Genomic DNA, 14,159 nt, shown 5'->3' with positions numbered 1-14,159 from the left:
GGGTAATCCTTTTTATATTGGCCCAAAAGTACCGTTTTTCGTTCTTCAGGTGACTCCTGTCTTTTACGTCAACACGAAATAATGCCTCCCGAACACAACACAGAGGGAGTTCTTGTTATGAAAACGATTTTCCGTACCGCACTGTTGGTGAGCATGATGAGCGCATTTTCCAGCCAGGCCACCGCACAGGAGACAAATCAGGTGAATACAAAAACAATTCGCGCGATGTCAGGCGCTGTTGCTACGACGTCTTTATCCGCATCTGAAACCGCGTTAATCGTGGTGGATATTCAGAATGAATATTACGCAGGTCAGGACTTCCGTGGCCGGATGGTTATCCCGGATGGCGCGGATGTGCTGTTGAAAAACAAAAAGCTGGTCGAGTATGCACACCAAAAAGGGATGCCGGTCTACTTTGTGCGCCACATAACAAAAAATAGCCCGCAGCAAAACGGTACTCCGCTGTTCGCTGAGAATTCCGTATTTGCCCAGTTCCATAAGGATCTGCAGCCGATTGCGCAGGACACCATTATTACCAAGGAGACCCCGAGCGCTTTCGTGGGCACCGATCTGGATGCCCGCTTAAAGAAACAGGGAATTAAAAAGGTCATCGTGGCGGGCCTGATGACGCATATGTGTATCTCATCGACTGCACGTGATGCTGTACCGCTGGGTTATAGCGTGATTATTCCGGAAGATGCGACAGCCACGCGCGATCTGGATGACGGGAAGGGGGGCGTGGTGGATCACGACACGCTGCAGCGTGCAGCGCTGGCAGGCGTCGCGGATGTCTTTGCTGAAATCATGACCACGGATCAGGTGATGGCGCTGGCGGTGGAAAAATAAGACCGAACTGAAACCCCTGTGGCCAGCCAGCCCTCTATACTGGCTGGCTTACGGAGGCGGTCATGACATTGAAAATTGGTATCGTAGTCTTTGAAGGCATTATTCCTTTTCACCTTTCGGTGCCTTATGCCGTGTTTGAGAAAGCACTGACGCCGCAGGGTGACGCCCTGTGTCAGCTCGTGGTTTGTGCCACTACACCCGGCGCGCTTAAAACCAATGCCGGTTTTTCCATCGTGGTCGACCGAGGTCTGGATGCGTTAGCCGGGATGGATATGGTGATTGTGCCGGGCTGGGATGTGCCCGAGCATGCACCGGAGCCTGAACTGTTAACGGCGTTACAAAACGCGCATGCAGCCGGGTCCCGCATTGTTGGGTTGTGTATGGGCACGTTCGTGGTGGCCGCCGCAGGCCTGCTGGAAAACCGTCCGGCAACGACACACTGGCGATGGGCGGCGGACTTTCAGCGTCTTTATCCTTCAGTGCAGATGGATAAAGATGTGCTTTACATTGATGATGGCGATGTTGTGACGTCAGCAGGAACGGCAGCCAGTATCGACTGCTGTTTGCACCTGGTCCGACAGGCGTGGGGCGCGGATGTCGCCAACCGCGTGGCGCGCTTGCTGGTGGTGCCGCCTCATCGTCAGGGCGGGCAGCGGCAGTTTGTGGAGCTGCCGGTGCAGAATACGCGTCGTGGAGATAACTTCACCGACGCGCTGGCCTGGGCAACAGAGAATTTACAGCTGGCCATCACGCTGGACTGCGTGGCAGAGAAAGCCTGCATGAGCCGCCGGAGCTTTACCCGCCGCTTTCAGCAAACGACGGGGGAATGTTTTTCAAACTGGCTTTTGAACCAGCGCATTCTCGTTGCCCAGCGCTTTCTTGAAAAAACCGATCGGCCAGTGGAAGATATTGCCGAACGCGTCGGCTTCCCTTCCACGACCTCTTTACGGCGCCACTTTCAAAAGCAGCTTAATACCTCACCTTCCCGCTATCGTCGCGAGTTTCGTGGTCGTTAGTCATTTTCCCGGCGTCATTTCTGTTCAATAGAGATAATTACGTTTTGCCAGATCCACCAGTTCAGTCAATTTGGATATTTTAAATTTCAGCATGATGCGCTTTTTATAAGCGCTGACGCGTTTATTATTTATATTCATTATGCCGGCAATGACCTGATTGCTGTAGCCGGCAGAAATGTAGCGCAAGATACAGATGTCAGTATGGGATAGCGATAACAACAACGAGGCGTCTCGCGGGTATTTTGTCCGGTGCAGCCTCAGTTCATTGCCATAACAGAACTGGCCGGATGCGACTTTATTGACAGTCCGGACGAGGTTGTCCAGCGTACTGCTTTTATTCAGATAGCCGGCAGCCCCCGCCTTCCTGCTAAGCTGAATGTGAAAATCACTGGATGATGAGGATAAAATCATTACCTGTGTATCAGGGATATTTTTTATTAACTGAGCCAGAGAAGAAAACACGTCTGGCTGTTGTTGCAGATGCTCTATTATTATCAAGTCGGCGTTGAACAACGAATGTTTGTCCAGCAATTCTTCCATTGTGCCAAACTGCGCAACAATCTGATGACCATGTTCTGATAATAAGCCCTGGAGTCCAGCGCGAAGCAGTGGGCTGGCGTCCATGACAATGACTTTTTTGCCTGACATTCCTGGTTGTCCTGAATCGGGAAAGGAAAAATTTATTCTCTATCCCGTCAATGCAAATTTGGCTAAGACTTGTCTTTAACTGAGACTTTATTTTCCCCCTCAGCGCTGTCCTGCCTGGCCTGCCAGATAACGGACCAGTCCTTTTATTACATCTCCTTGCAACCTTAACCTGGTCGTTTGCGACAGGTCTTATTAAGACTCCGTCGCTCTGACAGGAAGATAGCGTCAGCCAGGGAAAGAATCCCGTATGGAAGTGCGTCTGGCGCGTTGCGCAGACACAGATCGATTATTTACACGAGAATTTAGCGAATGAATCTCAAGCCAGTAAATATTGCAGTCGTTGATAAAAATACGATTGTCAAAGCCGACGTTCTGCGCAGTGAAAAAATAGGCAGTGCCGTCAAAATTAAAGCCATCCCGAATGCAAAATACATTCTTGCTGAAGGGGAAAACGGCGTTGCGCCAGAAAACATTACCCTGAAACGTGTCGGTAAAGACCTGTTCATCATGCTGGAAGGCACTGATGAAGATCAGCCGCAGCTGATTATCGAAGACTACTTTGATAATCCGGGTGAACTGGTCGGTAAAGGGGAAGATGGTCAGTGGCATGAATACATCGCCACCGACGGTGATGATGACCACGAAGCTGCTTTCCTGCTGGACGGTGAATCCTCTGCGCAAGCGCTGGGCGCAGGCGCGATTGCCAGCCTTGACGGTCTGGCGGTTGCGGGTACCGCGTTTTCCCCTGCCTTGCTGGCACTGGGTGCATTAGCGGCGATTGGTGCGGCGATTGGCATCGGCTCCATTATTCGCCATAACCGTGGCGGTAACGACGGCGGTGATAACGGCGACGTTATTTCCCCTCCACCGACAGGTCCTGGCAAACCAACGATCGGCGAAGTTGAGGATGACGTTGGCCCGATCACTGGCCCTATCCACAACGGCGATGCCACTGACGACGCCCAGCCTGTTTTCCGTGGCGGTGGTGCGAATCCTGGCGATACCGTTGAGCTGATTGTCGACGATGAAGTCGTGGGCACCGCGATCGTGGGTGAAGACGGCAACTGGGAAGTGACGCCAGAAAAACCGCTGCCGGAAGGCGAACATGAAGCGGTGGTGGTCATCACCGATCCTGAGGGTAACGCCAGCGAACCGTCCGCTCCTATTGATTTCGTGGTCGATCTCACCCCGCCGGAAAAACCGGTGATTGGTGAGGTGGAAGATGACGTCGGTCCGGTGGTGGGCCCAATCAATGACGGTGACACCACTGATGACGCCCTGCCTGTATTCCGCGGTGAAAACGGCACGCCGGGCGACACCGTTGAGTTGATCATCGACGATAAAGTCGTGGGTACCGCGGTAGTGGGGGCAGACGGTAAATGGGCAGTGACGCCGGAAAACCCACTGGCTGAAGGCCAGCACGAGGCGGTGGTGGTGATCACCGATCCGGCAGGCAACGCCAGCGAGCCGTCCGATCCGATTGGCTTTATCGTTGACCTGACTGCGCCAGCGAAACCGGTGATTGGTGAGGTGGAAGATGACGTCGGTCCGATCACTGGCCCGATTAACAATGGCGATATTACCGATGATACCCAGCCGGTATTCAGCGGCGGCGGTGCCGTACCTGGCGAAACCGTTGAGCTGATTATCGACGATGAAGTCGTGGGCACTGCGATCGTGGGTGAAGACGGCAACTGGGAAGTGACGCCAGAAAAACCGCTGCCGGAAGGCGAACATGAAGCGGTGGTGGTCATTACCGATCCGGCAGGCAACGCCAGCGAACCGTCCGATCCTATTGATTTTGTCGTCGATCTCACCCCGCCGGAAAAACCGGTGATTGGTGAGGTGGAAGATGACGTCGGTCCGGTGGTTGGCCCAATCAATGACGGTGACACCACTGACGACACGCTGCCTGTATTCCGCGGTGAAAACGGCACGCCGGGCGACACCGTTGAGCTGATCATCGACGATAAAGTCGTGGGTACCGCGGTGGTGGGTGCAGACGGTAAATGGGCAGTGACGCCGGAAAATCCACTGGCTGAAGGCCAGCACAACGCGGTGGTGGTGATCACCGATCCGGCAGGCAACGCCAGCGAGCCGTCCGATCCGATCGGCTTTATCGTCGACCTGACTGCGCCGGAAAAACCGGTGATCGGTGACGTGGAAGACGACGTCGGTCCGGTGGTTGGCCCAATCAATGACGGTGACACCACTGACGACACGCTGCCGGTATTCCGTGGTGAAAACGGCACGCCGGGCGACACCGTTGAGCTGATCATCGACGATAAAGTCGTGGGTACCGCGGTGGTGGGGGCAGACGGTAAATGGGCAGTGACGCCGGAAAACCCACTGGCTGAAGGCCAGCACAACGCGGTGGTGGTGATCACCGATCCGGCAGGCAACGCCAGCGAGCCGTCCGATCCGATCGGCTTTATCGTCGACCTGACTGCGCCGGAAAAACCGGTGATCGGTGACGTGGAAGATGACGTCGGCCCAATCACTGGCCCGATTAACGATGGCGATGTCACCGATGATACCCAGCCGGTATTCAGCGGCGGCGGTGCCGTGCCTGGCGAAACCGTTGAGCTGATTATCGACGATGAAGTGGTGGGCACTGCGATTGTGGGTGAAGACGGCAACTGGGAAGTGACGCCAGAAATCCCGCTGCCGGATGGCGAACATGAAGCGGTGGTGGTCATTACCGATCCGGCAGGCAATGCCAGCGAACCGTCGGATCCAATCGGCTTTATCGTTGACACCACGCCACCGGCACAACCGACCATCGATACCGTTTTCGATAACGTTGGCGACAGAACCGGCAACCTGGCGGCAGGTGAAACCACCGATGACAACACGCCAACCTTCAGCGGTACGGCTGAAGAAAATAGCCTCGTTTACATCATCGTCAACGAGAAAGTGGTGGATTCCGTGCGCGCCACTGAAACCGGCTCCTGGACCTGGGAACCGTCTCCGGGGTTGGCTAACGGTCCGTATAACGTCCGCGTTGTTGCGGAGGATCAGGCTGGCCTGCGCTCTGAGTCGTCTGAGGACTTTAACTTTAACGTGCAGGTTGGCGGTGTCCCTACAGCGCCGGCAATTACCGATGTGATTGACGATGTTGAGTCTCACACCGGCACCGTACAGCAAAACGGTACCACCAACGACGACCGCCCAACTCTCGTGGGGACCGGTCAGGACGGTACCACCGTTTACCTGTACGACGGCGCGAACCCGGACCCGATCGGCAGTGCAGTGGTAACGGGTGGACAGTGGAAAATTGAATTTAGTACGCCGCTGGCGCAGGGCGAGCACCGCTTCCGTGCGGTAGCGGAAGATGCCACCGGCAACCGTAGCCCGGAAACGGGCGAGTGGGTCATCAACATTGATTCCGTCGCACCGGGCGAGGCGACAGACGTTGAACTGTGGGACGACTTCGGCACGCCGGGGATTATTGCCGACAACGGTACGACCGATGACAACACCCCGACCTACCGGGGTAAAGGTGAAGCGGGCGGTACGGCGATTATCGACCTGGGCGATGGCACCACCGTGCGTGTACCGGTTGATGGCAGCGGCAACTGGAGCTACACCCCGGCACCTGCACTGGCTGACGGCGACTACACCTGGCAAGTCTCAATTGAAGACAAGGCCGGCAACGTCGGACCTGCATCCGACCCTATCCACTTCATCGTGGATACCAGCGGAAACGGGATTTCGATTAGCCACGTTGTGGATGATGAAGGTGGCATTCAGGGCAACCTGGCCAGCGGCAGCCACACTGATGACACGACGCCAACCGTTGTGGGCCGCGCTACGCCTGGTGCCATTGTGAAAGTCTACGTTGACGGAAACCTGGTTGACAGCGTGGTGGCCGATCCGACAACGGGTCAATGGCAGTACACCATCAGCCCGGCGCTGTCGGCGGATCGCACATATCAGATCACTGCCAGTGAAAATACCGGCACCGGTGACGGTCCACAAACCGCACCGTTTGAACTGACGCTCGATACCCGCATTCCGACCGGCACCCTGGACGGTATAGCGGATGATGTCGGCCTGGTTCAGGGCGACCTGGCGAACCCGTCTGTAACCGACGATACCACCCCGACCCTGCGCGGTACCGGTGTGGCGGGCGACGTCGTGTTTATTTACGACGGCACGACTCTGATTGACTCCGTCACCGTTGGCCCTGACGGCAGCTGGAACTACACGTTACCGCCGCAGAATAACGGTACAGAGCTGGATATGAACGTGGTGTTCCAGAGCCCAACGGGCGTAAGAAGCGCGCCGAGCGATTCGTGGAAAATCACCATTGATACCGAAGCGCCAACGGCCAGTGCGGTGGCTGACGGCCTGAGCAAAGACTCCGGCGTGAGCGATGCGGACTTCATCACCAATAACAGCGGCCCTGGCAGCCTGGTCACCGGCCATCTCTCGGCTGCGCTGGACGCGGGCGACAAAGTCCTTGTCTCCGTTGATGGCGGTGCGACCTGGCAGGAAGCGCTGGTCGACGGTGATAAGTGGGCCTATGTGGACACGCAGGGCCACAGCGCTGACTGGACCATTTTGACCCGTGTTGTTGATGCGGCAGGTAACTACACCGAGTCGTCACAGAACGTGGTGGTGGATCAGGTTGCACCGGACGCCCCGACCGACGTGGTGCGGAGCGGTAACGATGTCACCGTCACGCTGCCGGGCAGCAACGTGACGGCGGGTGATTCGGTTCTGGTGAAGGTCGGAGATGTCTCTGTCACGCATACGCTGACGGCGGCGGATATCGCGAACGGTAATGTGACGCTGAGCCTGCCACCGGGCGGTTATACCGATATTCCGGTCGGGGCAGCCATTGTGGACGCGGCGGGTAACAGCTCGGACTACCGTACCAGCGACTTCACCAGCACCAACAACTTTGAATCTGCTGATGAGTTTACGGCGATCAATGCGGGCCAGTGGGTGCACGGAATGCGTTTCTCACACACGACGGATACCAGTACGGCTGACTACGAATTCGACAGACAGCCCATCGGGGTGGGAAGCACAAACAGCCTGTATCTGTTCAGTTCATCAGCAGATGGCGGGATGGAAGCCAGCATGTTTGTCGACTTCCAGTATGGCGCCAAAACCGTCGATTTCGATTTCAACCCGAGATTTGCGGGTCCGTCTACGGTGGTGACGTTCTATGACATCAACGGCAATGTGATTGGTTCTCAGCCTGTGAACGCGCCGATCAGCAACCGTAACGTCCATGTGTCGTTCACAGGCCAGGAGGATACGCCGGTTTACCGGATGGAAATTCACCATCAGGAGCAGCCGGGCAGCACCGGGTTTGGTTTCAGTATCGATAACCTGGTGGTGAGCGGCACGGCGAAAACCGTCACGCCGGGTGAATTCCTGGCGGATAACCAGGGCGATGTCTGGTATGGCGACGCGGCGGACAACCTCTATCAGGTGAGTGACGTGGCCAGCCTGACCGACGCGGTGATCCAGGGGGGAGAAGGGACGGACACGCTGAAGCTGTTGGGTGCGGATCAGCATCTCGATATGAGCGCGCTGACCAACAAAATCCAGTCAATGGAAGTGTTCGATATTACGGGAACAGGTAACAACACCCTGACGCTGAGCGCGGGCGATGTGCTGGAGAACGCCACACAGAACCTGTTCCACGATAACGACTTCAACCAGTTGATGGTGAAGGGCGATACAGGCGATCGGGTCAATCTCAGCGACCTGTTGCCAAACGATATAGACCCGGGCAACTGGACAGACGGTGGCACGGTTAACGTTGGCGGAGTGGAGTATCAGTCCTTCCAGATGGAAAGCCTGAATACCGAAATCCTCGTTCAGATGGGAGTGACGGTCACGCTGCAAAACCACTAATTGATATCAGGAAACGGAGGCGCCTTTAAGGCGCCTCCGGAAAGTAAAAACGTTTAGCCGTTTTTTTAATCCAGGGATTTTCCCGAACATAAACAGAATATAGTTGGAAATAGAGTATGAAAAAGACCATCGCTTCTAACAACAATACTGAGCCAAACATCGCTGCTGTAGCGACACTGCCGCCGCTGCCGACCAACGTTTTACTGTGGAACGATTACCAGTTCCCGCGTGAAATTAACAATAACGATATCAGCGAAGATAACACCCCGACCATTAGCGGTAAGGGTGAGCCGGGCATGACGGCTGTGATCGACCTCGGTGACGGGCAGAGCGTTCGCGTACCCGTCAATGCAGAAGGTAACTGGAGCTGGACGCCTGCCCCTGCGCTGGCGGACGGAACCTATAGCTGGTCTGTGGCGCTGGAAGATGCTGCGGGTAACCGTGGTGAAGCCACCGCGCCAGTGACCTTTATCGTCGACACCGTGGGTAATGCGGTATCCATCAGCCACGCGGAAGATAATACCGGCACGTTGACCAACCCGCTGGCCAGCGGCAGCAGCACGGATGACCTTAAACCGGTTATCGTGGGGACGGCAACGCCTGGCTCTCTGGTGACGCTGTATGTTGACGGGGAAGCGGTGGGTACGATGACTGCCGACCCAACGACCGGTGCGTGGGCCATTGAGATCAACCCTGCGCTGGAGTCGGGTAAAACCTATGAAATTACCGCAGGTGAATTCAGCGGTCCTGGTGAAATTCCACCTCCGACACGTCCATTCCTGCTGACCATCGATACCGTTGTTCCGACCGGGACGTTCGATCGCGTATCGGATGACGTTGGTCGCTATCAGGGTGACCTGCCGAATCCGGCGGTGACGGATGACACCACGCCAACCCTGCACGGTACGGGCCGTCCAGGTGACATTGTTTTCGTACGTAATGGCAGCGACATTATTAGCTCTGTAACCGTGGGCGCTGATGGCCGCTGGGAATATACCCTGCCTGAACAAACGAACGGTGCCGCACTGGATGTGAGTGTGGTATTCCGTGGCCCAACGGGCGTTGAAAGCGCGCCAACCGATCCCTGGAAGCTGGTGATTGACACCGAAGCGCCAGTGAAACCGATCATTGGTGATGTTGAAGACGATCAGGGTCCGGTTATCGGCCCAATTAATAACGGCGATGTGACCGATGATACCCAGCCGGTATTCAGCGGCGAAGGCGCTGTGCCAGGTGAAACCGTAGAACTGATCATCGACGATGAAGTGGTGGGTACCGCGATCGTGGGTGAAGACGGTAAATGGGAAGTCACACCAGAAAACCCACTGGCAGAAGGCGAGCATGAAGCCGTGGTGGTCATCACCGATCCCGCGGGTAACACCAGCGAACCGTCCGATCCGATCGGCTTTATCGTTGACACCACGCCGCCGACCAAACCGACCATCGACACCGTCTTTGACGACGCGGGTCAGCAAACAGGTTATCTGCAAAACGGCGATATCACTGACGACAGCACCCCGACCTTTGCGGGTTCTGCCGAAGAGAACAGCCTGGTGTACATCATCGTCAATGGCCGTGAAGTTGCTTCCGTTCGCGCCACCGATGAAGGTACCTGGACCTGGACACCGCCGCTGGGGCTGGCGAACGGTCATTATGACGTGAAAGTGGTCGCCGAAGACAAAGCGGGTCTGCGTTCGGATCCTTCTGATGCGTTCTCCTTTGACCTGCTGGCGGGCGGTATTCCAACGGCACCGGCAATCACCGATGTGATTGACGATGTCGAATCACACGTCGGCACGGTACAGAACGGTGGCATCACGAATGACGATCGTCCGGTTATTACCGGTACCGCGCAGGATGGCACCACCGTCTATCTGTACGACGGCGCGAACCCGAACCCAATCGGCAGCGCGGTGGTCACCGGTGGACGCTGGACCATTGAGTTTAATTCGGCGCTGGCGCAGGGCGAGCACCGCTTCCGCGCGGTCGCAGAAGATGTGACCGGCAACCGCAGCCCGGAAACCGGTGAGTGGGTCATTATTGTGGACTCCGTCGCACCAGGCGAAGCGGCTGACGTGGAACTGTGGGACGACTTCGGTACGCCAGGTCTGATTGGTAACAACGACACCACCGATGACAACACCCCGACCTACCGTGGTAAAGGTGAAGCGGGCGGTACCGCTATTATCGATCTCGGTAATGGCACTACCGTGCGCGTTCCTGTCGATGGCAGCGGTAACTGGAGCTACACCCCGGCACCTGCGCTTGCGGACGGCGACTACACCTGGAGAGTCTCGATTGAAGACAAAGCGGGTAACGTCGGCCCTGCGTCCGACCCGATCCACTTCATCGTGGACACCAGCGGTAACGGCGTATCCATCAGCCACGTCGTGGATGATGAAGGTGCCATTACCGGCAATCTGGGCAGCGGCAGCCACACCGATGACACGACCCCAACGGTTGTGGGCCGCGCGACGCCGGGCGCACTGGTGAAGGTGTACGTTGACGGCAATTATATCGATAGCGTGCGTGCGGATGCGGTAACCGGTAGCTGGCAGCTGACCATCACCCCTGCGCTGAGCGCGGATGGGACATATCAGATCACCGCGACGGAAGATCCGGGGACGGGTGACAGTGCGCCTACCGCACCGTTTGAGCTGACGCTGGACACCAGCATTCCGACAGGGACGCTGGATCGCATCGCTGACGATGTAGGTCTGGTGCAGGGCGACCTGGCGAACCCGGCGGTGACCGATGACACCACGCCAACGCTGCACGGTACTGGCCGTGCGGGCGACACCGTGTTCATTTACGACGGCACCACGCTTGTTAATTCTGTGACCGTAGGCAATGACGGCACCTGGAACTACACGCTGCCACCGCAGAACAATGGCACCGAGCTGTCTCTGAGCGCGGTCTTCCAGAGCCCGACCGGTGTGAAAAGCGCACCAACCGCGCCGTGGGATCTGACGATTGATACCGATGCGCCAACGGCACCGACCATTACCGGCATGTATGACGATACGGGTACGCTGATTGCGGATGGTGGCCGTTCACGCGACACCACGCCAGAACTGCGCGGTACGGCTGAGAAAAACAGCCTGGTGAAAATCTATGGCCCGGACAGCAAAACGCCAATCGCTTCGGTGTATGCCGATGCGGACGGTAACTGGACGTGGACATCGCCTGCGCTGGCAGATGCGAAACATGACTTCTACGTGACGTCACAGGATGCGGCGGGCAACGTCTCTGGCGAATCCAACCACTACGGTCTGGAAGTGGATACCCGCGCTGCAGCTCCGATCATTCTGGGGGCGTACGATGACGTGGAAGGCGGCATCTATAACGGCCTGGTGCCAGACGGTGGGCTGAGCAACGACGGCAATATGCAGCTGCGCGGAACCGCGGAGCCAAACAGCGTCGTGTATATCTACAACGCGTATAACAACGCGGTGCTGGATACGGTGAAAACTGATGCGAAAGGTAACTGGACCTGGGATCGTGCGGTTGCTGACACGGCTGCCGGTCGTCCGCATATGTTCTACACCATTGCGAAAGACGATCTGGGTAACGTGTCGGGTAAATCTGAGACCTATTCGATCAACGTGGATACCGTTAATGCGACACCAGTTATTACAGGTGCTTATGACAACGTAGAAGGTGGTATTTATAACGGTCTGGTGGGCAACGGTGGCGTGACGAACGACCGCACGCCTGAGTTACGCGGTACGGCGGAGGCAGGTAGCGTTGTGTATTTCGTCAACATGGCGAATGGTGCGACAGTGGCTTCCACAACGGCGGGAGCTGATGGTAAATGGTCTTATCAGGCGACAACTAACTATAACCAGACATATTCCTGGCAGGTTTACTCAATCGATAATGCTGGGAACCGTTCAGCGAACTCATCAACCTTCTCACTCACGGTTGATACGGTGAATAACGCACCTGTTATCACCGGCTCTTACGATGATGTTCAGGGGGGCGTGTATAACGGTCTGGTGGGCAACGGTGGCGTAACCAACGACCGTGGCCTGGATTTACGCGGGACAGCGGAAGCGGGCAGCGTGGTGTATATCATCGACCCGGCAACCGGTGGGACTTATGGCTCGGCGGTTGCGGCTGCGAATGGCGCATGGGCATACCCAGTGACGACCAACTACAACAAGCTGTATGAATTCCAGGCTTATTCAATCGACAGGGCCGGAAACCGTTCGGCTACCTCGTCGAAATTTGGGATCACTGTGGATACGGTGAATAACGCGCCCGTTATCACCGGCTCTTACGATGATGTTCAGGGTGGTGTGTATAACGGTCTGGTAGGCAACGGTGGCGTAACCAACGACCGTGGCCTGGATTTACGCGGGACAGCGGAAGCGGGCAGCGTGGTGTATATCATCGACCCGGCAACCGGTGGAACTTATGGCTCAGCGGTTGCGGCTGCGAATGGCGCATGGTCATACCCAGTGACGACCAACTACAACAAGCTGTATGAATTCCAGGCTTATTCAATCGACAGGGCCGGAAACCGTTCGGCTACCTCGTCGAAATTTGGGATCACTGTAGATACCGTCAACGCCGCGCCGGTGATTACCAGCGTAACGGATAACGTCGGTCCGGTAACGGGCAACGTGGCCAACGCGGGTTCAACGGATGACAACACGCCGACGCTGAACGGTACCGCTGAAGCAGGTAGCACAGTGTACATCGCGGTGAACGGTTCTACGTACAGTGTCACCGCCGCCGCTAACGGCAGCTGGAGCTTAACGCCGTCTGCACTGCCGTTGGGGAACCACACGTTTAGCGTGTTCTCTATCGATAAAGCAGGGAACCAGAGTGCGGGTGTTTCACGCAGCCTGACAGTGGTTTCTCCGAAATCGAGCGGGTTCGAAGATTTTAACACTGTACCGTTCCAGAACTTTGGAAAGGGTCTGGTCACACTGCCAAGTGGTCTGAAATTTACGTTAAACGATAAATATTACCCTGGTTATGGTGCGGCGATTTATCAGTGGGGCGTTTCATCCAGCAGTCGTGTATTAGCAATGACCGGCGACATCACCATGCATTTTGACGGGGTAAATGCTGTCAGCATGAAACTTTCTGGTGCGAACGATTCCGTCCAGTCTAGCGTTGTGAAGTCAACATACACCGTTTACGACACGGCAGGGAAAGTGATCTCTTCAGGATATCTGCCAGTTGGTGAGTCAACCTTCTCTGTTAATGCCCCGTCGGGACGTGAGATTGGAAATATCGTGTTCAGTATGGGGCGTGGTGCAAGCAGTGGTTTGTCGGGTGGCGGTAACACCATCAATACCGATCAGTACTGGATTGATGATGTCCGCTGGACAGTGAACACACCGCGCTCAGCATCCAGAAGCATGATGATGAACGCCGAAGAGCAGCATGACGATAACGCCAGTGTTGTCAGCACCCTGAACGATCGTGAGATTAACCTGGATAATCTCCAGCACAAGACGATTGATATTACCAACAGCAAGCAGGACAAGCTGAATATCAGTCTGCACGACGTGCTGACCCACGCTGAAAAAGACCTGTTTATCACCGATGGCAATAAACAGCTGATGGTGCAGGGTAATAAAGGCGACGTGGTAAACCTGAGCGATCTGCTGCCTGACAACAGCGACCCGGGCAACTGGACCAACGCCGGTAATGTGAAGGTATCGGGCGTCGAGTACCAGGTGTACCACATGGAAAGCCAGGATGTAGAACTGCTGGTACAAGCTGGCGTAACCGTCAACGTGAATAATCACTAAC

Annotated in this window: 5 protein-coding genes; 4 read left to right on the top strand and 1 reads right to left on the bottom strand. The window is 56.1% G+C overall.

The annotated features are described in order from the left end of the window. Nucleotides 1-117: 117 nt before the first annotated feature. Complete coding sequence (locus BJ887_RS18325; RefSeq protein ID WP_032681505.1) at nt 118-846, top strand: cysteine hydrolase family protein; 729 nt, start codon at nt 118-120, stop codon at nt 844-846. Nucleotides 847-908: 62 nt separating this feature from the next. Further along, nucleotides 909-1,862 (top strand): GlxA family transcriptional regulator, encoded by a 954-nt coding sequence (locus BJ887_RS18320; RefSeq protein WP_032681504.1) that lies wholly within the window; start codon nt 909-911, stop codon nt 1,860-1,862. A gap of 24 nt (nt 1,863-1,886) precedes the next feature. On the opposite strand, the gene BJ887_RS18315 is transcribed toward BJ887_RS18320, so the two are convergent. Continuing rightward, on the bottom strand, nt 1,887-2,510 hold the full coding sequence (locus BJ887_RS18315) for a response regulator transcription factor (protein WP_121340250.1): 624 nt from the start codon (nt 2,508-2,510) through the stop codon (nt 1,887-1,889). 309 nt (nt 2,511-2,819) lie between these two features. Here BJ887_RS18315 and BJ887_RS18310 point away from each other — a divergent pair, with 309 nt between their 5' ends. Together BJ887_RS18310 and BJ887_RS18305 are read left to right on the top strand one after the other, a co-directional pair. Then, nucleotides 2,820-8,387, top strand: coding sequence for an Ig-like domain-containing protein (locus tag BJ887_RS18310; protein ID WP_121340249.1), 5,568 nt, complete (start codon nt 2,820-2,822; stop codon nt 8,385-8,387). A gap of 116 nt (nt 8,388-8,503) precedes the next feature. Then, nucleotides 8,504-14,158, top strand: a complete 5,655-nt coding sequence (locus tag BJ887_RS18305; RefSeq protein ID WP_121340248.1) for an Ig-like domain-containing protein — start codon at nt 8,504-8,506, stop codon at nt 14,156-14,158. The last annotated feature ends 1 nt before the right edge of the window (nt 14,159 follow it).

Origin of the sequence: Enterobacter sp. WPR_3_1 (assembly GCF_003635055.1) — a bacterium.
GTDB classification, from domain to species: Bacteria; Pseudomonadota; Gammaproteobacteria; order Enterobacterales; family Enterobacteriaceae; genus Enterobacter; species Enterobacter ludwigii.
This window is presented reverse-complemented; position numbering and strand designations above follow the sequence as displayed.